This is a genomic window from Pedobacter sp. 10L46_2, assembly GCF_056395165.1.
In genome coordinates, this window is the sequence record NZ_JBFTIZ010000051.1 from 1 (window position 1) to 25,678 (window position 25,678).

Annotated in this window: 23 protein-coding genes; 9 read left to right on the forward strand and 14 right to left on the reverse strand. The window is 39.1% G+C overall.

Translation table 11 applies throughout. The features are described 5' to 3' along the window. Positions 1 to 43: 43 nt before the first annotated feature. Positions 44 to 1,108 carry an HlyD family secretion protein gene (locus tag AC1DDX_RS07905; RefSeq protein WP_288881680.1) on the reverse strand — a complete coding sequence of 355 codons (1,065 nt, stop codon included), beginning with the start codon at positions 1,106 to 1,108 and terminating at the stop codon, positions 44 to 46. Between the two features lies 1 nt (position 1,109). Then, on the reverse strand, positions 1,110 to 2,435 hold the full coding sequence (locus AC1DDX_RS07910; protein WP_477621926.1) for a TolC family protein: 1,326 nt from the start codon (positions 2,433 to 2,435) through the stop codon (positions 1,110 to 1,112). A gap of 83 nt (positions 2,436 to 2,518) precedes the next feature. Here AC1DDX_RS07910 and AC1DDX_RS07915 point away from each other — a divergent pair, with 83 nt between their 5' ends. The 3 genes from AC1DDX_RS07915 (at position 2,519) to AC1DDX_RS07925 (ending at position 3,746) form a co-directional block, all read left to right on the forward strand. Further along, positions 2,519 to 2,890 (forward strand): cupin domain-containing protein, encoded by a 372-nt coding sequence (locus tag AC1DDX_RS07915; RefSeq protein ID WP_477621927.1) that lies wholly within the window; start codon positions 2,519 to 2,521, stop codon positions 2,888 to 2,890. Positions 2,891 to 2,991: 101 nt separating this feature from the next. Then, a complete protein-coding gene (locus tag AC1DDX_RS07920; protein ID WP_477621928.1) occupies positions 2,992 to 3,234 on the forward strand; it encodes a helix-turn-helix domain-containing protein in 243 nt (80 codons plus the stop codon). 140 nt (positions 3,235 to 3,374) lie between these two features. Next, complete coding sequence (locus AC1DDX_RS07925; RefSeq protein ID WP_172662727.1) at positions 3,375 to 3,746, forward strand: hypothetical protein; 372 nt, start codon at positions 3,375 to 3,377, stop codon at positions 3,744 to 3,746. Between the two features lie 7 nt (positions 3,747 to 3,753). On the opposite strand, the gene AC1DDX_RS07930 is transcribed toward AC1DDX_RS07925, so the two are convergent. From AC1DDX_RS07930 to surE, 3 genes are read right to left on the reverse strand one after another with little or no spacing between them, the layout of a single operon-like run. Next, positions 3,754 to 4,215, reverse strand: coding sequence for a DUF4268 domain-containing protein (locus AC1DDX_RS07930; RefSeq protein ID WP_172662726.1), 462 nt, complete (start codon positions 4,213 to 4,215; stop codon positions 3,754 to 3,756). An 18-nt stretch (positions 4,216 to 4,233) separates the two neighbouring features. After that, the gene (locus tag AC1DDX_RS07935; protein WP_337716057.1) at positions 4,234 to 6,726 is read right to left on the reverse strand and encodes a YfhO family protein; all 2,493 of its coding nucleotides are present in this window, start codon (positions 6,724 to 6,726) and stop codon (positions 4,234 to 4,236) included. 38 nt (positions 6,727 to 6,764) lie between these two features. Continuing rightward, entirely contained in the window at positions 6,765 to 7,511 is a 747-nt protein-coding gene (gene surE / locus AC1DDX_RS07940; protein WP_048905710.1) for a 5'/3'-nucleotidase SurE, read from the reverse strand. Between the two features lie 63 nt (positions 7,512 to 7,574). Here surE and AC1DDX_RS07945 point away from each other — a divergent pair, with 63 nt between their 5' ends. Next, the gene (locus AC1DDX_RS07945) at positions 7,575 to 8,510 is read left to right on the forward strand and encodes a diacylglycerol/lipid kinase family protein (RefSeq protein ID WP_172662724.1); all 936 of its coding nucleotides are present in this window, start codon (positions 7,575 to 7,577) and stop codon (positions 8,508 to 8,510) included. On the opposite strand, the gene AC1DDX_RS07950 is transcribed toward AC1DDX_RS07945, so the two are convergent. Then, the gene (locus AC1DDX_RS07950) at positions 8,484 to 9,680 is read right to left on the reverse strand and encodes an MFS transporter (RefSeq protein ID WP_172662723.1); all 1,197 of its coding nucleotides are present in this window, start codon (positions 9,678 to 9,680) and stop codon (positions 8,484 to 8,486) included. The two genes, AC1DDX_RS07945 and AC1DDX_RS07950, sit on opposite strands and share 27 nt — an antisense overlap. Before the next feature lie 44 nt (positions 9,681 to 9,724). Between AC1DDX_RS07950 and cysC the strand changes: the two genes are divergently transcribed. Next, on the forward strand, positions 9,725 to 10,270 hold the full coding sequence (gene cysC / locus AC1DDX_RS07955) for an adenylyl-sulfate kinase (protein ID WP_172662722.1): 546 nt from the start codon (positions 9,725 to 9,727) through the stop codon (positions 10,268 to 10,270). On the opposite strand, the gene cysQ is transcribed toward cysC, so the two are convergent. The 4 genes from cysQ to AC1DDX_RS07975 are packed head-to-tail and all read right to left on the reverse strand — an operon-like array spanning position 10,267 to position 14,498. Continuing rightward, a complete protein-coding gene (cysQ, locus tag AC1DDX_RS07960; protein WP_172662721.1) occupies positions 10,267 to 11,031 on the reverse strand; it encodes a 3'(2'),5'-bisphosphate nucleotidase CysQ in 765 nt (254 codons plus the stop codon). The two genes, cysC and cysQ, sit on opposite strands and share 4 nt — an antisense overlap. A gap of 3 nt (positions 11,032 to 11,034) precedes the next feature. Next, entirely contained in the window at positions 11,035 to 12,051 is a 1,017-nt protein-coding gene (locus tag AC1DDX_RS07965) for a sulfotransferase family protein (RefSeq protein WP_477621929.1), read from the reverse strand. Between the two features lie 27 nt (positions 12,052 to 12,078). After that, the gene (gene chrA, locus AC1DDX_RS07970) at positions 12,079 to 13,257 is read right to left on the reverse strand and encodes a chromate efflux transporter (RefSeq protein ID WP_477621930.1); all 1,179 of its coding nucleotides are present in this window, start codon (positions 13,255 to 13,257) and stop codon (positions 12,079 to 12,081) included. Positions 13,258 to 13,292: 35 nt separating this feature from the next. Next, entirely contained in the window at positions 13,293 to 14,498 is a 1,206-nt protein-coding gene (locus tag AC1DDX_RS07975; RefSeq protein WP_337716055.1) for an MFS transporter, read from the reverse strand. 71 nt (positions 14,499 to 14,569) lie between these two features. Between AC1DDX_RS07975 and AC1DDX_RS07980 the strand changes: the two genes are divergently transcribed. From AC1DDX_RS07980 to AC1DDX_RS07990, 3 genes are all read left to right on the forward strand, one after another. Beyond that, positions 14,570 to 15,235, forward strand: a complete 666-nt coding sequence (locus tag AC1DDX_RS07980) for an HAD family hydrolase (RefSeq protein ID WP_337716053.1) — start codon at positions 14,570 to 14,572, stop codon at positions 15,233 to 15,235. A gap of 21 nt (positions 15,236 to 15,256) precedes the next feature. Continuing rightward, on the forward strand, positions 15,257 to 16,510 hold the full coding sequence (locus AC1DDX_RS07985) for a gliding motility protein GldB-related protein (RefSeq protein ID WP_477621931.1): 1,254 nt from the start codon (positions 15,257 to 15,259) through the stop codon (positions 16,508 to 16,510). 103 nt (positions 16,511 to 16,613) lie between these two features. After that, complete coding sequence (locus tag AC1DDX_RS07990) at positions 16,614 to 17,828, forward strand: MFS transporter (RefSeq protein WP_477621932.1); 1,215 nt, start codon at positions 16,614 to 16,616, stop codon at positions 17,826 to 17,828. Here AC1DDX_RS07990 and AC1DDX_RS07995 read toward each other — a convergent pair. Both AC1DDX_RS07995 and AC1DDX_RS08000 read right to left on the reverse strand, forming a co-directional pair. Then, positions 17,814 to 18,419: a LytR/AlgR family response regulator transcription factor gene (locus AC1DDX_RS07995; protein WP_477621933.1), complete on the reverse strand. Its 606-nt coding sequence runs from the start codon at positions 18,417 to 18,419 to the stop codon at positions 17,814 to 17,816. The genes AC1DDX_RS07990 and AC1DDX_RS07995 overlap by 15 nt on opposite strands. Next, positions 18,419 to 19,489: a sensor histidine kinase gene (locus AC1DDX_RS08000; protein WP_337716047.1), complete on the reverse strand. Its 1,071-nt coding sequence runs from the start codon at positions 19,487 to 19,489 to the stop codon at positions 18,419 to 18,421. Before AC1DDX_RS08000 ends, AC1DDX_RS07995 begins: the two co-directional genes overlap by 1 nt. Before the next feature lie 222 nt (positions 19,490 to 19,711). Here AC1DDX_RS08000 and AC1DDX_RS08005 point away from each other — a divergent pair, with 222 nt between their 5' ends. Continuing rightward, on the forward strand, positions 19,712 to 22,150 hold the full coding sequence (locus AC1DDX_RS08005) for an outer membrane beta-barrel protein (RefSeq protein ID WP_477621934.1): 2,439 nt from the start codon (positions 19,712 to 19,714) through the stop codon (positions 22,148 to 22,150). A gap of 6 nt (positions 22,151 to 22,156) precedes the next feature. On the opposite strand, the gene AC1DDX_RS08010 is transcribed toward AC1DDX_RS08005, so the two are convergent. Both AC1DDX_RS08010 and AC1DDX_RS08015 read right to left on the reverse strand, forming a co-directional pair. Next, a complete protein-coding gene (locus AC1DDX_RS08010) occupies positions 22,157 to 23,809 on the reverse strand; it encodes an alpha-L-rhamnosidase-related protein (protein ID WP_337716043.1) in 1,653 nt (550 codons plus the stop codon). A 15-nt stretch (positions 23,810 to 23,824) separates the two neighbouring features. Next, positions 23,825 to 25,672, reverse strand: a complete 1,848-nt coding sequence (locus tag AC1DDX_RS08015; RefSeq protein ID WP_337716041.1) for a glycoside hydrolase family 127 protein — start codon at positions 25,670 to 25,672, stop codon at positions 23,825 to 23,827. Positions 25,673 to 25,678: the final 6 nt, after the last annotated feature.

Below are 25,678 nucleotides of genomic sequence, written 5' to 3' on the forward strand. Positions count from 1 at the left end.
AGCCATTCAGGAGCCCATCTTTTAAATACCGGTTTTACAGCAATCATTGGTTTTTAGCAATTACAACAATAGCATTCATACCTGCCTTTAGCTTATCGGTTATTTTCCTATCGTCATCTAACTTAATTTTAACCGGGATACGCTGCACCACCTTAACAAAATTACCGGTAGAATTATCAGGAGGCAGTAATGAGAACCTTGCCCCTGTCGCCGGAGATAAGGAAACAATCGTTCCCTGAAACTCCTCGCCCGGATAAGCATCAGTTTCAATAACCGCATGGCCATTTAGCTTCATGGTCGAAATTTGGGTTTCTTTAAAATTGGCAATAACCCATTTGCCCGCTTCCTGATCTACAATAAATGCCAGTGTTTGTCCGGCCTGGATCAACTGCCCTTCCTGTATGGTTCGTCTTCCCATCTTTCCATTGTACGGCGCTGTAATTACCGTGTAGCCTACATCAAGCTTGTTTCTGTCCAATAATGCTTCTCTACGCTTTATTTCAGCCAGATATACGTCCCTTTGAGACCTGATGTCGTTAACTTTCGATGCCGAAGTTTCATAGCCGTTCAGGGCCGATCTGTATTCTGCATCTGCTACATCCAGGGCAGCCTTGCTATTTTCCAATTGTTGTAGTGTTGCAGATTCTACTTTGAAAAGCTTTGAATAGCGATCATAATCCTGCTGTTGCTTTAAAAGTTTAGCTTTTGCAGAAGCGATCTGAGATTTCATAACGCTTGCTGCTTTTGTTGTGGTTAGCTCATTGCTTTCCATTACTTTAATCTGAGCCTGTGCATTTAACAAAGCCGCTTCGGCCTCTTGCTGACCAAGTTTATACTCACTGTTGTCGATAACAAGCAAGGTATCACCTTTCTTTACATCCTGATTTTCTTCGTATTTAATTGTTCTTATATAACCTGTCACTCTTGAAGTTATAGGGTTTATATATTCCTCTACTTGTGCGTCATTGGTTTCTTCATACTTATAAAGGTCAAATAAGGAAATTGCTCCCCAGATCATTAAACCAAGAACAATAACGCCTGCAATCCAGGCCGTGACTTTGGTGATGAGCTGATCGGTACTTGTATAGTTTTTCTTTTTTGTTCGCATTTTAAAGGTTGCCTATTGCTTTTTGTAATTGGAAATATTGTAATTGTGCCGCTATCTGCGCTGCTGCAAGATCAAATCTGGTTTGCAGCAATTGTGTATCAGCATCTAAAAGATCAGTTAGCAGTGATAACTGGTTGAAATAAGTATTGTTAACGATCCTCAGGTTCTCTGTCGCTTGCTTTATATTCTGCTTTGCTACATCAATCCTTGTAATGGCTTCTTTATATCTTAAATAGGCTTCGTTAACTTCCTGTCTAACTTTATCTGTTGTTGCTTCGTGTTCAACCTCTCGTCGCTGAAATGCCAGCTCAGCCGCCTTGGTTTTATGTTTGTTATGGTAAAATGCTGAGATAGGGAAACTTGCTTTTATACCACTTAAGCCAATCCCATACATAGCTATAGAGTAAGGATAAAATTGAATTTGAGGATAGGAATAGGTATAATTTGCAAACAAGCCCACTTTAAAAGATACATTGGCCTTTACTTTTTTCAGTTCCAGCTTATTCAATTCAGTTTCCTTTTCAKAGATCTTTAGTTCATAAGAGTGTGTTATGGCTTCATCCAAATATTCGGGATAACTTTTAATAACTAAACTAGTGCTGGTTAGCGAGTCGGGCAATATCTTAAAATCATCCTGCTCACCAATCAGTATTGCCAGCTTTTGGTTGGCTATATTGATGTCGTTATCAATTTGTAATAGCGACATCTTTTGGCGCGACAACTTAAGCTCTGCTCTTAGCACGTCGCTTTTTAAGATCACTCCATTTTTAAAGAGTTGTCTGATCTCTGCTAATTGCTTTTCCTGATCGCTTATATCCTTTAACAGTAAGTCTTTAAATACTTTACTCCTCTGCAGATCAAGGTAATATGCAGCTGATTTTAACTTAATTTCAGAAGTAGTTAAATTTAGTTGTTCCACAGAAAGGTTCTTCTTTTCTTTTTCTTCTCTGATCTTCAGGTTGGTTTTATTCCCGTTGTAAAGGTTAAAGTATGCGTTGCCACCAAAACTATAGGAAGTATGAACCACTTCAAATTGTGAAGGGGTATGAAACAGACCATTGTCGTAAATAGGCATATTGCTCACCCTTGCATACTCCCCTTCGGCCTCAATATCAGGTAGTCGTTCTGCTTTGGCATCTTTTATCGCCTCTTCAGATTCGTTAAGTTTTAAACCCTGCATCCTGACGGCTTTACTATTGGTTTCTGCTTTACTCCAGACTTCTGTTAACGACAAATGATTTGCTGAGAGGTCTTGCTGTGCTAAGGTAGTAGTGGAAATGAGGACGGAGAGCAAGATAAGAGCATAATGGTTTTTATAGAAATACATATAATTTATAGAATGCACAAAGTTAGCCATATGACAAAGCTGTAATTTTATCTATATTGCCAATTATTTGTCCATTACAGCCAATGAATATTTTAAAAACATCAGAATATCTTAGCGCAATTGACTTAAATCCAGATAGTATATTCGTTTTACATGAAAAAATAGAGCGCAAGCTAACGGCCCATTCGCACACAAAAGGACAATTAACGTACGTTCAGGGTGGCGTAGCTTTCATACACATTAAAAACGTGAGCTATATTATTCCTGCCCGGCATTATGTATGGGTGCCATTGGGCTTAACGCACTATCTTGAAGTAAGGCATCAGGCTACAGTGATTAGAAACATCTATTTTTATGACCAGGGTGATACCAGTGAGCCCTTCTTTCAGCAATTGGGCATCTATCCCGTCAATAATCTTTTACTGGAAATGATCATCTTCCTCAGCTTGGTATAAAAGCATTCCCAATAGCTTTACCAACCACAAACAATGAACGTTTACTTCCAATTATTGCTTTTCTGGCAAGGCATTACAATGAACAGCTTACGCTGGAAGATATGGCAAAAAGATTTGGTATGGCCGAGAGAACACTCTCCAGATTATTTCAATCTGTAATGAGTATCTCTTTCTTACAATATTTAAAACTGCTAAGGATGGTTAGGGCTATTGAAATGATTCTGCAAACCAGTAAATCAACCAGCGAGATTGCATATGCTACTGGCTATAATAGCCTGGCGGCATTTAGTAAAGCATTTTTTCAACTTACAAATATCCGCCCGTCCGATTTTGGGAAGCGCTAAAACATAAGTCTAAAGGCTTTAAAAAAAGAAAGCGGGAATAATCATACCGACCATTCCCGCTTATCTAAATTAACGCTCTCAGTATAAAGACGTATATTTAACAGTAATATTGTATTAGGTTAAAAAAAAATATTCATCCCATGCCAGCAATAACAAGGAAGACTAAAATAGACGCTTCGGCTTTCTATGATACCGAAGAAAATCCCAAACAGCTTATTCACCTCCTTCATCATCATATATGCAAAACAGGTGAACTGGAAAAATTGATTCTGGATTACGAATACGGTAAAGGTAAAATAGAAAACATCGGGATTCTGAAAGATACCCTTGTTAGTGATCACAACTTAAAAGGCAAATTTAAAGCAGGATATCAGATCAGCGAATTTTCCATGTGTGCCGCAATAGATTATACGGATGATCACGCTATGGATATCGATTTTACCATTGATAAAGACACCAACGAACTGATATTAACTGGCGAAACCCGATACGAAAGATCAGATGAGCTTTAAATAAAGCCTACTTAAATAGCTCAAAACCATAACGCGCATCGTTCCAGAACTCATCCAGCGCTATAATACGAGGCTTAAAAAAGGAAATCAGCTTAGGCCAGTCTTCTTTGTTAAATATGCTCACGCCAGGTAAAACGGTATATATCTTGCAAACTGTTTTGCCGTACTCATCTGTCGAATGTAATTCCCACTGCCATTCTTCTCCTAAAATTCCGGTTAACAGTTTCTTATATTCTTCAAACTGCTCAAACAAAAGCTGCTGTATGGTTAAATCAGGATTGGATAACTCTATCCCTATCCATGCCGACTTCTTATCAACCTGCATTTTGAAAGCCAAATGCTTGATGCCAGTCTTATAGTTAATCCAGTTAATTCGCAACCCCTCAGCAGAAGGTTGCAATGCCATATACTGCCCATATGCAGTCCAGAAAGCCTGCTTAATCTGCGAAGCCTGATCTTTTGAATACAATCTTTATCGTTTAATGGTTTATACCAAAGCAGTCTTTTTCTTAGCTCTGAAATGCAAAAATACAGCAATACCTGAAATGATTACCAGAATTAAAGAAGAAATCATTGATATCTTATCTCCAACAAGATAAGATGTCGGTTCAAACTTAAATTCTAAATTGTGACTGCCTGCAGGTAATTTGGCTGCTCTAAGTATGTAATTAGCTCTAAAATAAGGGATTTTATTACCATCTAAGTAAGCATTCCAGCCTTTGTCGTACCAAACCTCAGCAAATACAGCTATAGCATCCTGTGCACTTTTATATTTATAAACCAGGTGATCGGGATGATATTCGGTCAGTTGAATCTTTGCAGTAGTATCAGTTAAAGATTTTGCATCGCCAATTTGAGATTTAAAAGTCTCATCAACTATTGCCGTTGTTTTCGGGTCAAAGCTGGTAATGGCTTTCATCTCTTCATCCGCATTTTTAACGTAGCTCACATTGCTGATGAACCAAGCATTTCCCAAAGCTGTCTTTCTTTCTATGGCCTGAGGCGTCGGACTAGCCTTATCGGCCATAATCACGTATTTGGTATTTAGCATATCCAATACGGGCTCATTTATCTTCTCGCTAAATTGTGCCGTTATCAATTCGTCGTAACGCTGCAGCCTTGCAGAGTGCCTTCCTCCTACCGATTTGTGGAAATACGAAGCCGACGCATCAAAGAAAGGATTACCTTTTGTAAAATCTATAACCCTATAATCAAGTGTTTTATCATTTAAGATCTGAAGATCAGCTGCAGTAGCCTGGTAATTTTGATCCAGCACAGATTTATCATAGAAGTTGCTGTTGTTCAGGTATCTTTTGTCTACACCCCACATATCAACGAGTATCAGCACACCTAAAACAATAAATGCGGTGTTTGCTTTAACTTTCCCTTTTAATATTGCCCATAACACACCAAAGCCAAGCAAAATGAAAATCAAGGACCTGAAAGCATCCGTACGGGCAAGTGATATCCTGTCTTCTATCAAGGCACTCCCTATGGAATTGGCAAAGCTAAGATCAGCCTTAAAAGCCTCAGCAAGGTGATTTACCATTTCCTGATGCGATGAATCTCTAAAATCAAAAAACAAGGTTGGCGCGAGCATAAATAACACTAAGCCACCGCCTGTTATATATAGAGAATAAAGTAACTTTTTGGGTAAATCTTTTGCCGTATCTTTCTCATCTACGAATTGCTTAAGTGCCACAAATGCCAGCAATGGTATAATTAATGCCGGTATAACCAATATAGATTCTACTGCCCGCATCTTGTTATACATCGGGAAGTAATCAAAAAACAGATCAGAGATTAATGGGAAATGTTTGCCAAACGATAAAAACACAAATAGAAATGTGGAGGTTAAAATCCACCATTTCATTTTACCCTTAACTATAAATAGCCCCAGAACATATAAAAAGACCACAATACAGCCAAAATACCATGGACCATGAGTGCTCGATTTTTCACCCCAATAAGTTCTTAATAAACCTTGCTCAAGCTGAGGGATGAGCTCTTTAACCTGATCTTCAGGAACGCCCTTTGCTACCAGTGCTTTAGCTACATTAGAATGCTCATCTAATTGTTTGATCTGAGTAGCACCCCCATACATATTTGGAACAAGGAATGTTGAGATTTCGCCAACACCCTGGCTCCAGAGATAGGCATAATCGCGCCCAAGTCCACTATCTGATTTTGAGGTTGTTCTGGTTAAATTTGCCTTACCGCGGATAGATTCGTTTCCATATTCGTAGGTAGTCCATAATTGTCCCGCGTTTACACCAACGGCTAAAATCACACCTGCAAAAAGATATCCTACAGCGGTAAAAAAAGCCTTTAACTGTTTGGATGCTATTGCATAATACAGTTCAAAACCTGCCAATATGAGCAGGCACATGAACAGATAATAAGTCATTTGTATGTGGTTGCATCTGATTTCAATGGCAAGAAAAAGAGCAGTTAACAAACCACCTAATAAATATCGTCCTCTAAAAGTGAGTAAAATAGAACCCAATACAGGTGCAAAGAACGAAATTGCCATTGCCTGATTGCTGTGGCCGGCTTCAATATAGATGAAATTATAAGACGTAAAAGCAAAGGCTATGGCTCCTGCAGCAGCAAGCCAGGGCTTCATTTTTAATGTACTCAATAAAAAATAAGCCCCCAGCAGATAGCAAAGCACAATATCTATTGGGTTCGGAAATACAGTTTTTAAGGTATTGATCACATAGTTGGCTATACTGCCACTGTTCGATACCCAGATCTGGAAACTAGGCATCCCACCAAACATAGAATTGGTCCACAATGGCCCTTTTCCTGTTTCCGCGCGAACATCCATGATCTCCTTTGCCATTGCTTTGGCTTCAAGCACATCGCTCTGGTAAAGGTCCTTACCCTGCATAGCAGGACTGAAATAAGCAAAACAGAGAATAAAGAATATCCCTATGATAATAAAATGTGTGCTGTTAGCTTGAAACCATTTCTTCATACAGTAAAGAAAGCAATAATATCAAACAAGAGCTAGAATTAATTAGTTTTTGATAAAATTACTGTCGGCTCATGACTTTTCAATTCAGTTTCATTTGTTAAATCAAGCCTTAAAGGAGTTATAGACACCAAATCATTTTTAACCGCCCATCGGTCAGTCCCCTCTTCTGCCAGTTCAAGTGGCTTTACCGTAATCCAATAATGCTTTCTGCCCATTGGGTCATGCCCCGGAACCACGCTTCCATCGTATAACCTTACCGACTGCCTTGTCCACTGAAGCCCTTTTGGCTTACGCGGAAAATTCACATTATATAACCCAAGATTCGTATTTTCTAACAATACAGTTAATGCCTGCTCAACAAAAGGATCCAGGCTTTCAAAATCGGGCTCCGATTTACCGACAGGTGTACTTAATGCTATTCCCTTAACCCCTAGTAAAACCGATTGTTTAGCAGCGGCCAAAGTTCCCGAATGCCACATAGAGTTCCCTAGGTTTGGCCCCATATTGATACCTGAAAGCACAACTTCCGTATCAGGATACATATGCAAACCAAGTGCAACACAGTCTGCCGGTGTTCCATTTACCCTAAAAGCATCAATGTTTTCGAATGTGATTGGCGATTTTTTATAAGAAAGCGGACGCGAGTGTGTAATGGCATGTCCCATTGATGATTGCTCCACATCAGGGGCTACAATTCTAACTGTACCAAAGCGCAGTGCGATGTTTGCCAGCGCTCTGATACCGGGACTATAAATACCGTCGTCATTTGTGATCAGGATTTTCATGATAGTTTTTTAAAATAATTACTACAATGAAAACCATAGTTATGTCAACATTGTTCAAACTATATGAAAAAAACCAGCAAACTCATCCGATTAATCCATAATCCTACTGCGGGCGATGGTGAATACTCGAAAAAGGAAATCGTTAAATTGATAGAATCTAACGGCTACAAGTGCGATTATACTTCTTCTAAAAAGAAATCAATTGGAAATATTAAACCAGAAACGGAATTTATTGCAATTGCCGGTGGAGACGGAACGATAAGAAAAATGATTATGACATTGCTAAACAAGAAGTTAAAATACAAAAGGCCAATTGCCCTGCTTCCCTTTGGTACTGCAAATAACATTGCCACCTCACTCCATATTAGCAACAACAACAATACAAATGTCAGCTCTTGGAACAATTATCATTTAAAGAAGTTTGATGTAGGCCAGGTAGTTGCCCCAGAGGATACTTTCTTTTTCATAGAGGCATTTGGATATGGTGTTTTTCCAAAACTAATGAAGCAATTAACGAAGATGAATACCGACCATATCAAAACACCTGAGGATGAATTTGAGCTGGCGCTCAAAACCTTGCATAAAATCTGCAGTACATATAAACCCTTTAAAGCCACAATTGAATTAGACCACAAGGTTTTTGAGGATAAATACCTCTTGATTGAAGTCATGAACATCCCTAGCCTGGGGCCTAATTTAAAGTTAAGTCCAGATGCCGACCCTGGTGATGGATATTTTGATGTACTGATGGTTGCCGAAAGTAAACGAAAAGTATTATCTGATTATATCTCCGTAATTCATGAAGGTAAGGAAAGAGTATTTACCATTAAATCGATCAGATCCAAAACGGCAGCTATTTTTACAGTATGTAAGGATGCGCACGTTGATGATCAAATTATAAAAGAAACACCAGAAAAAGTAAAAATAAAGAACATGGATAGCTTGCTTGAAATTGTAGTTAACAACAAGAAATCAGTCGCGATCGTCCCCTCTAAATGACATAGATCGCTTTTTCCAGATCACCATATACACAAGTGCCACAAATGCAACACCGGCAGTACAATATAGAATGGATGGGATCATAAAGATCACGTCCTGATATGCCCAGCCTGCAAATAATGCGCCCAAACCTATACCTGCTTCAAGAGCGATATACATGGTTGCCATAGCTTTACCTCTATGTTGTGGGTGGCTAAGGTCTATAGTCCATGCATTTAATGCAGGAGACAAAACACCTGCACCTATGCCATAAACTACTGCTCCGGTAATTAAACCGGCTTCGGAAGTGCCGTACCCTGTGATGACCAACGAGGCACACAGAATGGTCAATCCGCAGATTGCCACATTCAAACGGCCATAATTATCAGATACTTTTCCGGCAATAAACCTGATCAGCAACGAGGATATGGTAAACACCATAAAGAATATCCCCTTATTGGCCAGTCCAATATAACCACTCCAGTCAGGTATTAAGGTAAGTATTACACCATAACCTACATACGATAACAAGGTTACAATAGCTGCAGGTAATACCCTAACATCAATAATGTCCTTGCGTGATATTTTCAGAATAGATAAACTGAATTTCTTTTTATCCTTCAAGGTTTCCTTCATGTTCATCAATATGATGATCGAAAGCAACGCCAAAGCAGATGAGCTGTAAAACAGCACATTTATTGAATACAGGCCACTAATAAAACTACCAATAGCGGGGCCAATGGCCATTCCGGTACTAAAACACAAACCATGTATTCCTAAAGCCTCTCCCCAACGCTCCCTCGGAATAATATCTGCAACGTAAGCCGCAGTAGCAGTTGGCTTAAATCCGGTCGAAAAACCATGAATAAGACGCAGAAACAAAAATCCGGAAACAGTGCCCAGTATAGGGTATAAGAATCCGCAAACAAAACATACAATAGATCCTACCGCCATAACCGGAACCCTGCCAATGGTGTCGGTTAACTTTCCGCTAAATGGCCTAGATATACCTGCCGTAAGCGTAAACAATGCTATAATTAAACCCTTATACTCGGCACCACCCAAACCACTAAGGTAAGCTGGCAAATCAGGTATGAGCATATTAAAACTGGCAGAAAATAAAAGTGAACTCAGGCAGAGTAATGCAAAAGGAAGGTTATATATAGGATCTGATGTAGTGGAATTATTCATTGAGCTTGCAAAGGTAGTAAACTATTTTTTTATACATTCGTTTAATGAAATTACCACATCAAAAGGGCATGGTGATATGGCTTATGGGCCTATCCGGAGCAGGGAAAAGTACAATATCGAATCTGTTTGAGGAGCAATTAAATGAGTCCGGCTTCTTTTCTATGAAACTTGATGGGGATGAAATGAGAAAAGGCTTAAACTATAATCTGGGCTTTAGTATGGATGATAGAGCCGAAAATATCAGGCGGGCAGCTGAAACCGCAAAAATAATTGCATCCAACGGCGTAATTGTTATCTGTTCATTTATTACGCCTTTAAATGGGCATAGAACAATAGCCAAAAACATTCTGGGCGGTATGTATTTCGAAGTGTTTATCGATTGTCCGCTGGATATTTGCGAACAAAGAGATGTTAAAGGTCTATACGAACAAGCGCACAACAACACCTTAAAAAACTTTACAGGGATAAGCTCTGCCTTTGAAAGACCAACCACACCAGACTTGATCCTTCATACTGATAATTTTACTGCTGAACAATGCTGTGACCAGCTATACAACGCAGTAAAAAACAAGATAGCAGATAACGCTTAACTTACTTTACAATAAAACCCGGGATTTAATAACGAGGGTTTATTGTAAACAAATTCTTCAAAATCTGCATTAACCATAATTGCACCACTACTTACTGCTATTGCCTGTCCGGCTGCAGTATCCCATTCCATTGTTGGTCCTTTTCTGAAATAGATTTGCGCTTTACCCTCCGCAACTAAACAGAACTTTAATGAACTACCAATGGAAAGCTTACTAACTACAGGGTATTTTTTTAAGATATTCTCCTCATCCTCATCGGCATGAGAACGACTACCTATAGCAATCCATTCACTCGTTTTCCGATCTACACTGATGGCTTCAGGGGCTTCACCTGGTGTCATTTTCCAACTTCCTTTTCCTACAATTCCATAGTAAACCACATTCAATACAGGGCTATAAATTACACCAATTACAGGCTTATTGTGCTCCATAAAAGCAATGTTAACGGTAAACTGACCATTCCTGCTGATGAACTCTTTGGTGCCATCCAGTGGGTCTACACACCAATATTGCTTCCATTCTTTTCTAACAGCATATTCAATATCAGCACCTTCTTCAGATAGTATTGGAATTTCCGGATAAAGCTTAGTTAAGCCGTCTACAATGATGTCATGCGAAACACGATCAGCAGCAGTCAACGGCGAATTGTCTTCTTTTCTGGTAATTCCAAAATCTTCCTGTGTTCCATTATAAACCTCCAAAATAGCTTCTCCGGCTTTAATGGCGATGTCAATTAGTGGCTGTATGTCTGTAATGTTCATTGCTTAGGGTAAAATTATTGTCGCTCTTTCTTTAATTTCTTTAAGGATTTTGGCCTGTCCTTCTCTGTTATCTAAATCACTTTGTCTGGCAGTCCGCAGGGCTTCTTTCTTTAAAATTRCATTTTCCTTGTCGTAAACTGCAATATGATCGGCATCAATTAAACTTACATCAGCATTTTGAATAACCAGTTCGTAATCCAATTCCCTCAATACATCCCCGGCAACCAGTTCAAAGATCTCCAGATCATCGCCCTTAAATTCGTCTAAAAATTTACCGGTATTGTTACTAATGATGGGCTTTTCCAGATTGCTCCACATTTCGCCTGCTGCTGCAGTAAGTTTAGAGGTTTTGGAATCATAAAACTTAAGCATATCAGGATGATAAGCGATATCCAGATAAAGGCATAGTTTCTTAATCACCCTTTCCGGTTCCGTAATCAATGTTTCATAATTAAGCGCGAAAAAGCGCTCTGCCGGCAAACTTGCCCTTAACTTCAAACAAGCTGCCTGATCTTCGCTCCATTGCTTGGCAAGGTGGTAAATGTGTTTTTCGCCAACAATAGCTTTCTTAAATGAACAGGCTACATCTCTCCCATCTCTGTACAGATAAATGTATTTCAGGTTTAGTCCAAAATCTTCCATTTCTGTAGCATAATGAACGTTTGCCATACTTTTACAGCACCAATACTTAGCACCTTTACTAATGGCAGCCTGCTCATATACCAACCTGTTTATCTCTAAAAGATCATAACGTGTTGATTGTTCGTAAATCTCGTCTGCGTTCAGTAAAACCCCTTCCCATGGTACCGGATTGGCATTTACATAAGCTACTACATCATTAACAAGTATTTTATATGAAGTACTGTTAAGCTTGCCGTACAGATGTAAAAGCGGCATAAAAACCACTAAAATATGAGGCGGATGCGGCGATGCTATTTCAGCCGACTGATCCAGAATTACTCTTAAAAGATTAGATCCGGAGCGTTGCGTTCCTATAATTTGTATGCCGGTATTGGTCATTCTTGTTAGTTAAAATTAATTCAGTACCTATCCCATAAAGTGTACTGCAGTCCCTATTAGTAAAGAAATAATGATTAAGTATACAGGATTAAATTTAAATCTGAAACTTAAAATAAATGCGACCACAAATAATGCAACATTAATTGGCGTGGAAGGCACTGAGAAAAAGAGCTTTATGCCCGAAGCGATGATCATGCCCACTACTACAGGTTTTATTCCTGCCAATGCATTTTTCATCACCGTTGAGTCTGCATTATTCTTAAATATCTTTGAAACAATGATCATTAAAATAGAAGAAGGTACAAAAATAGCGATTGTTGCCAATGACGCACCGGCCACACCGGCCAATTTATAACCTGTAAAAAACGCACTTACCAGAATTGGCCCTGGTGTTAGCTGGCTAAAAGCAATGCTATCTATGAATTCCTGATTGCTTAACCACTTCAATTCTGTTACAAAGAGGGACTGCATAATCGGGATCATCACATAACCTCCGCCAAAAAGCGAAAGACTGATCCCTGAAAACACGGAGGCAATTTTAAGAAGAATCAGGTCTGTGTTTCGGTACAATCCGGAAATAAAAGCCGCATATAATAACAACAGCGATGACAAGCCTATTTTAGCACCGCTGCTCAAGGCTAAATTGGCTAGTTTAAAATAAACACCAATTAACCCGCCAATCAGTATAAGCAACAGAATGATCAGATAGCCTTTAATGAAATAAAGTAATATTATGGAGATTAAACACAGTGCTATTTTACCGTTATGTCCTTTTACTTCCTTTAAAAATATATTTAAACCAGTAGTTAATATGATCGCACTTACAGCTGCTACTGTATAGGCCATTATACCCGAAAGATCCTTAACATGAATGTAATTAAAATAACACCACGACAGCACAAACATCAATATGCAGGCCGGAAGCAGAATCCCCAGCATGCTCACCAGTAAGCCATTTTTTTTGTGCAGATGATAACCAATATACGATACCACGTTTACTGCCAATGGTCCGGGCAATAAACTGGCAATACTAACGGCATTTAATAAGTTTTCCTGACTCAGGGTTTTGTCCTTTTCAATCATTTCCTTTTGAACAACCGCTATTAAAGCCATATGCCCACCAAAAGAAACACATCCTATTTTTAGAAAAGTAAGGAAAAGGTACTTTAAACCCGCTTCCTTTTGCACTATGCTGATATCATCCACGCTATTTCTTTGTTTTTACGGTTATCAATTATTGATTAATCCTGTTTCATTAGTCTATACATATACGCCGAGATCATCAACAAAATGGTAATCACTATCCAAAGCGTGTTGTAACCATACCTTTCTGCAATAAAAAACCCGGCTATAGGACCAACAACCTGCGCTATCGACCAGCAAAGCATATATCCCGCTGCGTACTGGCCCCTGTTAAACTCATTTGCCCTGCTCATTACAAAGGTATTGATAAAAGGCAAAGCAAACATTTCACCAAAGGTGAAGAAAACTATGCACAGGGTGCCCAATACTATAGGACTTCCAAAAGGAAGCAAAAGTACAGCGAATGAACATGCAACTAATATAGCACCTAATACTATAAAAAAAATAGGAGACCTTTTATTCTCAATCTTATGGATCATCACCATTTCAAACAGTGCAATAATGATCCCGTTGAGGCCTAATATCAAGCCTATCTCAAACTCACCTATCTTCCAAATTTCTTTATAAAATACCGGAACAACTCTAAACATCAGAAAAGAGCAGATGATAAAAACAGCGGTTAACAGCAGGAACCTGATAAATACTGCATCTTCCCAGGGCTTACGCACTACAATTCCCTTAACTTTTTCCTTTAAAGCCTTTCTATAGTCTTTAATTTTTGGCAGAAACCATAAGATGCCTAGTCCTGCAATAATACTTACCGTGCCATCAACATAAAACAACAATCTGTAATCGTAAGATGCAATTAAACCACCCATACTTACACCAACTGCCCATCCCATATTCACCGCAAGACGGTTTAAAGAATAAGAACGGGTCTGTAATTCAGGTTTGGCATAGGCTGCTATGGCTACAAAGTTCGCAGGACGAAAGGCTTCCGAAAAGAAACTGATCACAACAGCAAGCGCGCATAACGTATGGAAATGAGTAATATTTGCAAAAAAAAGAAAGAATGTACCACTAACAATAGAGGTCACTATCTGAACCGGTCTAAACCCAATTACATCTGTAAGCTTACCACCTGCTGCTGATCCCATTATAGAGCCGACGCCAAAAAGAGTGATGATTAATCCTGCATCAGAAGCTGGTCTGTGGAGCGATTGCGTTACAAACAAACCCATAAAAGGCACCGCCATATATCCACTGCGGTTGATGAGCATAACAATGCTCAAGATCCAGGTTTCGCGGCTTAAGCCAGTAAATGAAAGTTTATAAGTGCGTGCAATTTCTTTGAATAATAACATAAGTAGCGGAGCTGTGGCAAAGATAATAAAGCAATTAGTTTTTTCTATTTTAGCAAAATACTTTTACGTACATGCAGAAACTTAAAGCCATATTATTCGATTTAGATGGCACACTTATCGACTCAGAATACTTCCATTACCAATGCTGGATAGAAATCCTTGAAACCTACTCGTTATCTATGACTTATGAGGAATGGGTTAATACTTACGCAGGCTACCCACTCCCAGTCAACAGCAAAAAAATTAAAGAAAAATACAATCTCAATATTGGTCTATCTGAACTAATCCTCTGGCGGGAACGCTTAAGCAAAACCGGCTTTTCAACTAGAGATATCAATTTAATGCCCTTTGCCTTGGAAACAATACAGTTTTTTAAGCAAAAAGGACTTAAATTAGCCGTTGTTACCGCTAGCCCAAGACCAGATGTTGATCTGATCTTTGCAAGAAATGGTTTGAGCAACTACTTTGATCTTATGGTTACCAGAACCGATGTTACTTTAACAAAGCCAGATCCTGAATGTTATAATTTCTGCTGTCAGCAGCTTGGACTAAACAAGGATGAGTGCTTAGCTTTTGAGGATACAATTAATGGCCTAAAAGCTGCTAAAGCAGCCAATCTGGTTTGTTATGCTATACAAAGTGATACTTCGCAACATCCTAAGTTAGCTATTGCCGATAAAATATTTACAGACCTAAAACTTGCCAGTGAAAACGCTGCAACGCACTTCACATTATAAAAACAGACATATACTCAACGCATGCTTAAATTCAAACAACTCTTAATTCTATTGCTACTAGCTGCCACGGCCACAGTTGCGCAAGTGAGACCAGAGAAAATAGCCGACAGTCTTTACAAAGCAAAAAACTTTAAAGAAGCTGGCAGGTATTACCTAAACGCGACCAGGCAAGTCGACTTCGAGGTTCTTAGATCAGATAATTATTATAATGCGGCATGCTGTTATGCCTTAAGTGGTCAAAAAGACAGCGCCCTGGTTTTACTTACAAACGCTGTAAATAGTGGCTATAAAAATATCGATCAAATTAAAAAAGATACTGATCTTGAATCCTTACGTTCCTTACCAGGCTGGCCTAAACTCCTAAATAGCATTAAGACAGTTAAAAACAGCACCACAGATCCATATAAGGCTAAACTGATTACCAGCGATGTAAAGAACTTTTGGAAGGCATATGACCTAGCTAAAAAGGATACCGCCAACGCCATCAACCTTTATAAGAAATACTATGTAGAACCTGCCTCAAATGGACTTCAGGATTATCTGGGTTATAAAATCAGAAACCTGAAGAATTTTGTAAAATCTGTAAACACCAAGCCTCTATTTTATGCCGCTGTACGTAAAAATACTTACGCCGTAGATCAGCAAAAGCCTCAAATGATCCAAAGCTTTGTTAAGTTCAAGCAAATCTACAACAAGGCTCAATTTCCTGACATTTACTTTGTTATTGGCGCTTTTAATTCAGGCGGAACCAGCACTGATGCCGGCTTATTGATAGGCTTGGATCAATCTGCCCGCACAGAAGAAGTTCCTGTTAAAGAGCTAAACTTATGGCAGCAAAACAACTTCACAAACCTAAAATCCTTACCAAATCTAATTGCCCATGAGCTCATCCATTTTAACCAGAATGGCCTTGCTGGCGACACCACGCTCCTTGCCGGTTCACTTACCGAGGGCATGGCCGATTTTATTGGCGAACTGATATCGGATAAAACTGCTAATGAACGTCTGCATGTCTGGGCTAAAGGTAAAGAAAAACAGATCTGGACAGATTTTGAGAAAGAGATGTATCTCGCCAAGTCTCACAATTGGATCGCAAATTCCGATCAGGAAACTGCAGATAAACCTGCTGATCTGGGCTATTGGGTTGGTTACCAGATCTGCAAAGCCTACTACAACAAAAGCACCGATAAAAACAAAGCTGTAAACGATATGCTTAACATAAAAAACTATAAAGAATTTTATGTTAAAAGCGGCGCCGGGCAGCTGTTTAAGTAATTATTTTACTTTAAAATAGTTTATTTATTACATTACCATGTTCTAAAAATACGGGTTAAAAACCTTTATAAGGGTAACTTTGGCTGCTCAAAACATTTATCAATTGACAGCATCAAAACCATTAAAAGAACACAATAAGGGCATTTCTACTGTCCTTGCTTTTGCCCTGTTACCATTATCCGGCTTCGCAACAGACATCTACATCCCTTCCTTACCTACCATGGCTACCACCATGAATGTAAGCAGTTTACAAGTACAATTAACACTTAGCTTATTCCTAATCAGTTATGGAATTTCACAGCTCTTTATAGGCAGCGTGCTAGATAGTTTTGGCAGGTATAAACTTAGCCTTATCTGCTTACTCGTATTTGCAGCAGCAAGCATCGTAATTGCAAATACCCATAATGTCTACCTCATTTACCTCATGCGAATCATTCACGGATTTACAGTAGGAACTATCATTGTAGGCAAACGCGCATTTTTTGTCGATATTTTTGAAGGCGATAAACTTAAACACTATTTAAGCCTGTTCTCTATCATTTGGTCTACCGGCCCCATAGTAGCGCCATTTTTAGGTGGCTATTTGCAAACTGTATTTGGCTGGGAGTCTAACTTCTACTTCCTTGCCGGTTTAGCAATCATACTTGCCATACTCGAATTCATTTACAGTGGCGAGAGCCTGACCCGCTTCTCTAAATTCTCATTAAGCAATATCGGCAACATCTATCTTAAAATGATTAAAACCCCGAGCTTTAGTCTGGGTATAGTGATGTTGGGCCTTGCCTATTCAATGGTAATGATTTACAACATGACAGGCCCATTTATCATAGAACACCACCTTCATTTTTCACCGGTTGTCGCCGGTTATAGCTCCCTGATTCTTGGTTTTGCCTGGATGGTTGGCGGTTTTATAGGTAAAGCAACCATAAACAAGCCATTTTTAAAGAAAATGATTGTGAACCTGGGGCTGCAAATACTCTTTGTGCTGCTCATGTTTATCAGCATTCAATTCATATCCAGCATCTATACACTTATATTCTTCGCCTTTTTAATTCACGTTACGGCAGGCTATATCTTCAATAATTATTTTACTTTTTGTCTGGGCAGATTCCCTAAAAATGCAGGCATTGCCAGCGGATTAACCGGCGGTGTTACGTATGTGATCGTGTCGTTTCTAAGCTACAGCGTTATCTCATTCTTACCGGCAAAAGACGAGCACAACTTAAATTCCAGCTACTTACTACTAGCCGTTATTTCAGGAATAGTGATGTTTGTGATCTTTAAGCTCACCAAAAAAGAAGAGCTAAATAATAAATGAACGATGGGTTCTTAGAAAAAGTTGTTTGGGTAAGAGCTCTTCAAAGTTCGAGAAAGGCATTTTAGGCAACAGAAAATTACTGGTAGTTATGATTTTAGTATAATTGCCTTGTGCTTCGGCATAAAGCAACTCATCATATCCAATTTTATAGATCTTTCCATCGGTTTTAATAAAGATAAAATCTTCATTATCAGAGCCAGAAACCTCGATTGCCTGCATAGTTGCTTTAGGTTCTAATTTTTCTAGTGCCTTATCTACAGCAATAATAAAACGATCAAAGGAGAAGGGTTTTAACAGGTAATCGCAAGCTGCCAAATCAAATGCATCAACAGCAAACTCCTTATAGGCTGTTGTAAATATAATCTGAGGCTGGTCTTTCATTGTTTTTACAAATGAAATTCCATCCATTATCGGCATGTTAATATCCAGGAAAAGGATATCGATCTTTTGTTTCTGCAACACAGCCTTTGCTTCAAGCGCATTCCCGCACGATGCTACAACATTAAGGTAATCCAAGTGACTACAATATGTCTTTATAATATCTCTGGCAATCGGCTCGTCATCAACAATAAGGCAGTTTACTTGGTCCATTACTTCATTTTTAAATGTAAGATAACATTGTAAAATGAATTATCCTTTTTAATGTTCAATTCATGTTCGCCCGTATAAAGCAAGTTTAACCGCTTGCTTACATTATCCAAACCAAAACCGCTGTTTTTGTTAAGCGTAGGCTGAACATTTTCTTCCTTACCGTATGAATTCTTTACCGAAAAAAGGATAGAATTACCCCAGGTCTTTAGTTTTATATCTATATAAATCTTCTCATCAATTGTGTTTTTAGAATGCTTAAAAGCATTCTCAATAAATACAATTAAAAGCATGGGTGCTATTTTTATTTCAGGTACAATTGCCTCTTCAATTTCTGTAGTCAATACCAACCTATCGCCTATCCTTATCTTCTCAAAGTCTATATAATTGTTAACGTAGGCTACTTCATCCTTTAACGGTACATATATTTCTGTCGCATCATAAACTGAATAACGCAATAGTTCCGATAGTTTAAGCAGCAATGCAGGTATTTTCTCATGATCAGTAATAGAAAGCCCATACATATTGTTTAACGTGTTAAACAGAAAATGAGGACTCAGTTGAGATTGTAACAAATGCAGCTCACTTTTACTATGAGCAGCCATTGTTTTGGCAGCTCTCAATTGATTTTCAGAAATCGCGTGAACGATCTTGATCAAGGCACCGAGCGCCAGACTGATCAGCATAAATGGAACCCACGACAGTAATAAATTAATGGCAATTCGCCCTCGTAAGGGGAAATCAGCATGAAAAAACAACCAGCCAATGCAAACTATGATCAGGATAAATAACCCAAAAGAAATTTGCTTGGGAAGAACTGTTAACCTTGCAGTCCATATCTGTGCAACATATCTACCTGTAAAAAGCCCAATGAAAAAGAATACAGTTCCGGCAAAGGCCACGGCTTCATCTTCATGTATCTCAATAGACTTCGCATATGTTTCTATTACCAAAAAAACAGGGATTGAAATGATAAGGGATAAGACTATATAAAGCGGTTGGCCAAAGAAACCGATCAGTGGTTTAAATTTTATCTCGTCCATAGTGTTTCTGATGTTCCTTGTGTCAATCATAGGCTACAAATTTGAACAAGTTCATCGAGTCAATAAATAATTACTGACGAACAGCCCAGAATCATTGACAGAACCCAAAAAACAGGTTACAAAACAGTTCAACACCTCAAAATAGCTTTCCATCAACTAACAGGCAAGTTACAACATATTTTTTTTCGGAGCTAACACGAACAATCAATATTTGATCAATCAACAACCTGATCAAATTAAAAACCATTTGTAATGAAAACATATATTATATTATTTTTCGCTTCTCTGATCTCTCTTACTGCCCTGGCGCAGGTAAAACAAGGAGTCATTTCCTCAACTGTAAAAGATTCAAAAAACCAGGCAATTGGCGGTGCTACTGTTCGTCTGCTTAAAGCCGCAGACACCTCGATTATTACCACGCGAACTACTGATATCGATGGTAAATTTCAATTCAATGATGTCACCAAAGGTTCTTATCTATTAAGGATAACAGCTGTAGGCTACAAAGAATTCAATTCATCGCCCTTACATGTACTGGATAACGCAGGCGTGGTGTTTCCCGTAATTATATTACTGCCGGCTAAAAGTACAGAACTTGCAGAGGTAGTGATAAAAGCAAAGCGTCCGCTAATTCAAATGGAAATAGACAAAACAGTAGTAAACGTGGATGCCATGATTAGCAGCGCCAGCAGCAATACACTAGAAGTGCTCGAAAAAACGCCCGGCATAGTTGTAAATTCCAATGGGGATATCACATTAAACGGCCGATCTGGAGTTATGGTTTTAATTGATGGCCGCCCTACTTACATGTCGGGACAAGACCTTTCTCTTTACCTAAAATCTCTTCCCGGATCACTTTTAGACAAGATAGAGCTGATGGACAACCCTCCTGCCCGTTATGATGCATCAGGAAATGCAATTATCAATATTAAACTGAAAAAAAACAGGATAGGTGGTTTTATAGGAAGTTTTGCTACAGGTTATTCTAAAGGAGAATATGGAAGAAACAACAACTCTTTGAACCTGAACTACAACTATAAAAAGATCAATTTGTTTGGGAGTATTGGTTATAGTCACGAGAAAAATTATAACATCGACAACATGACAAGGAGCTTCTTTGATACTAACAATGTACCAACATCAACCGTAGAGCTAATAAATAATCAGGAGTTTAAAAGCAACGGCTTAAATGCAAACGCAGGATTAGATTATGCAGCCACTCCAAATACAACATACGGTTTCCAGGTCAATATAAACGACAATAAAAACAACGATCTGCTGAATTATAATAGCGACAATTACAACGCCGGACAACTGAACAACATTGGCAAAGGAAACACCATTGGCGATAATAAAAGAACCAACTTAGGATCCAACGTCAACTTTCTGCATAAATTCGGATCAACCGGGAAGGAACTCTCTGCCGATATCAACTACTTAAATTACCGCAGTACCGGCAACCAATCGCTCGTAAACTCACTTTATCAGCCAGATGGCACTGCTATCAGCGATAGCAAATTCTTTTACGATTTACCTTCTACCATAAATATATACACTGCCAAAGCAGATTATGTGCAAACCATGAAAAACAACGCAAAATTTGAAGCGGGCTTTAAATCGAGCTTCGTTTATAACGATAACAAATCTGATTATTACAACATTACCGATCAGGGACCGGTTATCGATAACGGACAATCAAACCACTTCAAGTTCAGAGAAAACATAAACTCTGCATATGTTAATGCTCAAAAAGGATGGAAACACCTATCTATTCAATTAGGATTGCGTTTGGAAAACACACAATCTAAGGGGGAGCAATTAGGCAACGAGCTGGTGCCACCAAGCAGTTTTACTAAGAACTATACGCAAGTGTTCCCAAGTATCTTTTTAAACTACAAGCTTGATACAGTTGGCACAAACACCCTAAACTTTAGTATCAGCAAAAGAATAAACAGGCCAAATTATCAATACCTGAATCCTTTTGTGTTTTTTAAATACAAGTACTCTTACTCTTCAGGTAATCCGGAATTAACCCCTCAATATCAGATGCGTTATGAACTTAAATATCAACACAAACAATGGCTTAGACTAGCTTTAAGTTATAACAGATTTACAGATGTAATTTTCCAGACTACACGTGTAGAAAATGATATTTTTATCAGGAAACCGGAAAACGTAGCCTTCGGATATATGATAATTCTAAATACCAATATCACAATTACTCCTGCTGAATGGTGGACACTTTATTTTGAACCGCAATTCGCCAGATTGGGATTAGATGGTATGGCATATGGCGAAAAGCTTAATCCAAGTATTTATGCAGCCAGAATAGGAATATACAACCAATTTCAATTCAAAAAAGGATGGAGTGCAGAACTGGGCAGCTATTATGTCAGCCGGGATTTAAACGGGCAAACTTATACAGCAGGCAGGTACAGGGTAAACTCAGGTATTCAAAAAAAGATTTGGAAAAACAAAGGCAGCATCAGGTTCAATGTTGATGACATGTTCCATAGCTGGGTAGCCAGGGAACGTTCAGTAGGGCTGGCGCAGGCCTATTCATTTCAAACCAATGAATCTGATACGCAGCGATTTGGCATTGCACTAACGTATAACTTTGGTAAAGACACGTTTACCCGTAAAAGCAAGCACAAAAACAATGCGCTTGATGAGGAAAAAAACCGGATGTAATAGGAATTAAGGGCCCTGAAAAATCTCCGGATGCTTTCTGATAAAGTAAACAGGCGTACAGCTCCAGGCATGACAATAGCTATTTATCGGAAAAAAGTTATAAGGAGAAAGCTTGTCATTATCAGGATCATAAGCCTCCCAAAAAGTATCAGCGCCCTTATTTACCATTCCACCCCAATAATCTATAACAGAGGCTTTGGCTTCTTGTGTTAACCCACATTTAATCAAAGCCTCAATATAATAATGATACAGATAAGGCGTGCCCGGCTTTACCACATTATCATAACCCGCAATAGCTTTCATAGCCTTCTGAGCTTCAGCCTTACTAGCTACTCCACTCATTATCATCCATGCCTGCGAGGCGTAAGAAACCTGCTTAGAAGCTCCACTTACAAAAAGCCCTGTCTTCTTATCATAAAGTCTTGTTTTAGCCGCCTTGGTCATTTTGTCAATTAAGCCATTTAATTGCGAAACCTCCTTATCCTTACCCAATAATTTAGCCAGCGTCAATGTCTCTTTCATGGTAAAAATCATTATTCCCTGCAAAGAAGCCTGTTTATCCAGCCCATCTCTCCAATCCACAAAGATCCACCAACCGTCCTTTTGAGCCGCATTAACGTTAAACAGCCCGTTATCATCCAGATGCTTGCTAATGTTGTCCATTTGCCTTTTGGCTACAGGCCATAAATCAAGCACAAACTCACTGTCTTTAGTGGCAATAAAATATTCCTTCAATGCGGCATTAAACAATAGCGAATATTCAAACAAAAATGGCGCACCTGCCTGCGCATGGGGCTTAGGGTTTTCAAATGCATTAGCATTTAAGTACCCATCTGTACGACTCAATCCTGCAATTAAATACAGACAACGCTTGGTAAGCTCATGATCTTTAAAAGAATAATTGTTAGCTAACGATTCCAGATACAAATCCCCTATCCATAATCTCCTGTCGCGTTTCGGGCCATCTTCATAAACCGTTTGCATACATTCTTTTAGCGTAGCCTGGCCAACAGCATCAACCTTTTTAATCATTGGATCTGTATTTGCCGCCAATTGAACAGGTACATTTGTAACCGCCGTAACAGCTTTAAAACTCATATCCGTTATCTTAAAATCAAAGTTACCGGAGCCTGCTAAAAGATCAATTTTAAGGTATCTAAAGGCCATACGTCGTGGAATAGTAATTGTAGCAGGCAATTCCATTACAGTAATGATTTCGTCCTGCAGCCATGCCCTGGTCAAACCTCCTGTGTACGGATCAAAAGGTGTGGCAAGTTCACCCGGCACCTCTGCAAATGTCATTTTAAAACGTAATGGACCATCCAATACATTAGCACTTTCCTTCATGGTAAATGTATAATAACCGGTTAAATGCTCGCCAAAATCAATAACTACACCAGACTGTTTTTTAAAAGCTTGCTGATAAAGCTGGTCAACCGAACCTGCAGGAGTAGCCTTCCAACCTTGAAAAGCCTTATCATCAGCCTCTAGTTTAACCAATTGCACAGGCTTTTTTTCCTGCTCAGTCAGTTTAGGCTTATTCGTTTCTGCTTTAGCCATCCATTTATCACGCTGCTCCTGAGTATAAAAATCCTGAGCTGATAACAGCGATGGAATGCCAATGCCAAAAAATAGTAGTATCGTTCTTAATCTGTTCATGTGAAGTATAAAAATTTAGTGATCCTTTTTAGGATCAATCAACTGAGGAAACCAGGCTTTAAAATAAGTTGCTTCTTTGCCATTCCCGGCCGAGGCATAATCGCATAAATCAACAGTTACAGGCTCATCTCCCTGCTCTTTATATGATTCCGGAGAAAACTTAAGACTGAATTGTAACCACACATTTTCAGAAGTATGAGGTACGGAAACCAAATCAACATATCCGGTCTTACCTGCAAGGTTAACAATCGATCCCATATTAGCCCCTTTTAATGCCTCATCGCGGGCAAGCAATATAGGGCCACGCATCACAGCAGCATATTGAGACTTGTCTCCAATAAATTCAACCCTGCCTCTCATATCCAGTTCTAAAGCTATTTCGTCGCCATCTTTCCAGGTTCGTTTTAAGGTAGCAAACTGCCCACCAGCTGCCTCAACTGCAACACCGTTTACCATTAACACATTCTTCTTGCTCCATTCAGGTATGCGAATATTAATGCTAAAGTCCTCAGGCTTTGAAAGTTTTACACTAATTCCAATCTTACCCGTAGCCGGATAATCTGTATGCTGAACTACACTTACATTTTTACCAGTTGGAGTAACCAAAGCATAACTCCCTTTAATAAAATAATTTACAAATAAGCCATCTGCAGCTTTCATCACCACATGAGCCGGAAGGTTAAACAAACCCCTTGGGCCGCTTGCCACACAACAATTAAGATCCATACCACACTGCCCGTTTCCGGGTAATCGCAATCCATTTAAAGGCGTATATTTTGCCCAATGAAAACCATCGTGACTGGTAGAGCCCAACAAAGCGTTATAATAACTCTGTTCCACTGCATCGGCATATTTTGCTTCGCCGGTAAGCCTAAAAAGCTGATGACAAAGCTTTATCCAGGTTACTGTAACGCACGTTTCCTGATAATGAAAGATGGGATCAGCCTGTAAAGCCTTGCCACCAAACCACATTTCGGCCGATGCACCTGATCCTGCCATATTGATCTCTTTATCGCGAACGTTTTGCCAGGTCTTCTCAACCGCAGTTTTATATGTCTGTTTGCCCGTTAGCCTGTACAATTCCAATAAACCTTCGTAGCACGACATCATTTCGTATGCCTTTTGCCCCTGTTCAAAAGAATACCAGTTTTCAGGTTTAGGAAAGCGTTTAGACACATCAACATCGGCCTTGGAAATTAACTGTGGCCCCTCAGGTGTTTCCCATTGGCGAACAATCTCTTCTGCAAAATCAAGATATTTCTTATCCTTTGTTTGCGTATATAACAAGCAAATAGGCTCCAATACAGATGATGCAGCCATACCCCGGTAATTCCCCTTAGTCACAATTATACCGTCGGCTTTCTTAATATCATCTATCAAATTATCAGCAACAGCCTTGGCTGCTTTAAGACTCTTTTTATCACCGGTTAGACTATAATAGTCAAGCAGCCCCAGCATACAATACTTTCGTCCCCAAATGTCCCACTGCTTTAATCTGCTTTCTTCAGCATAATTACCAATATAGCCATCAGCACTTTGCGTAGCAATTAAACCACCAACAGCGACATCCAGCTTTTGCTTTAGTTCAGGTGTTGGTTTATATTTATAGGCAAGAACTGCCGAAGTAAACCATTTTCCCCAAAACTCACTTTGCCATAAACTGGTCTCGTTTCTATGCTTAAACGGTTCAATTAAGGCATCTGCATCCTGAAGTAAAACCCTGTTCTTGTAAGAATTAGACAGCCTTTCGCCAATAAACCCACCAATCGTTTCAGATTTTGCCCTGCTGAGCTTATCCTGCCCTACACTAACACCGGTTACTAAAACAAATCCTGCTAACAATAATGAAGTATATTTTTTCATCCTAAA

Bases quoted from the DNA above. Each gene is read 5' to 3' on its own strand.
- AC1DDX_RS07905 (WP_288881680.1), bottom strand. From the start codon at position 1,108: ATGCGAACAAAAAAGAAAAACTATACAAGTACCGATCAGCTCATCACC.
- AC1DDX_RS07915 (WP_477621927.1), top strand. From the start codon at position 2,519: ATGAATATTTTAAAAACATCAGAATATCTTAGCGCAATTGACTTAAAT.
- AC1DDX_RS07920 (WP_477621928.1), top strand. From the start codon at position 2,992: ATGGCAAAAAGATTTGGTATGGCCGAGAGAACACTCTCCAGATTATTT.
- AC1DDX_RS07925 (WP_172662727.1), top strand. From the start codon at position 3,375: ATGCCAGCAATAACAAGGAAGACTAAAATAGACGCTTCGGCTTTCTAT.
- AC1DDX_RS07935 (WP_337716057.1), bottom strand. From the start codon at position 6,726: ATGAAGAAATGGTTTCAAGCTAACAGCACACATTTTATTATCATAGGG.
- surE (WP_048905710.1), bottom strand. From the start codon at position 7,511: ATGAAAATCCTGATCACAAATGACGACGGTATTTATAGTCCCGGTATC.
- AC1DDX_RS07945 (WP_172662724.1), top strand. From the start codon at position 7,575: ATGAAAAAAACCAGCAAACTCATCCGATTAATCCATAATCCTACTGCG.
- AC1DDX_RS07950 (WP_172662723.1), bottom strand. From the start codon at position 9,680: ATGAATAATTCCACTACATCAGATCCTATATATAACCTTCCTTTTGCA.
- cysC (WP_172662722.1), top strand. From the start codon at position 9,725: ATGAAATTACCACATCAAAAGGGCATGGTGATATGGCTTATGGGCCTA.
- cysQ (WP_172662721.1), bottom strand. From the start codon at position 11,031: ATGAACATTACAGACATACAGCCACTAATTGACATCGCCATTAAAGCC.
- AC1DDX_RS07975 (WP_337716055.1), bottom strand. From the start codon at position 14,498: ATGTTATTATTCAAAGAAATTGCACGCACTTATAAACTTTCATTTACT.
- AC1DDX_RS07980 (WP_337716053.1), top strand. From the start codon at position 14,570: ATGCAGAAACTTAAAGCCATATTATTCGATTTAGATGGCACACTTATC.
- AC1DDX_RS07985 (WP_477621931.1), top strand. From the start codon at position 15,257: ATGCTTAAATTCAAACAACTCTTAATTCTATTGCTACTAGCTGCCACG.
- AC1DDX_RS07995 (WP_477621933.1), bottom strand. From the start codon at position 18,419: ATGGACCAAGTAAACTGCCTTATTGTTGATGACGAGCCGATTGCCAGA.
- AC1DDX_RS08000 (WP_337716047.1), bottom strand. From the start codon at position 19,489: ATGATTGACACAAGGAACATCAGAAACACTATGGACGAGATAAAATTT.
- AC1DDX_RS08005 (WP_477621934.1), top strand. From the start codon at position 19,712: ATGAAAACATATATTATATTATTTTTCGCTTCTCTGATCTCTCTTACT.
- AC1DDX_RS08010 (WP_337716043.1), bottom strand. From the start codon at position 23,809: ATGAACAGATTAAGAACGATACTACTATTTTTTGGCATTGGCATTCCA.
- AC1DDX_RS08015 (WP_337716041.1), bottom strand. From the start codon at position 25,672: ATGAAAAAATATACTTCATTATTGTTAGCAGGATTTGTTTTAGTAACC.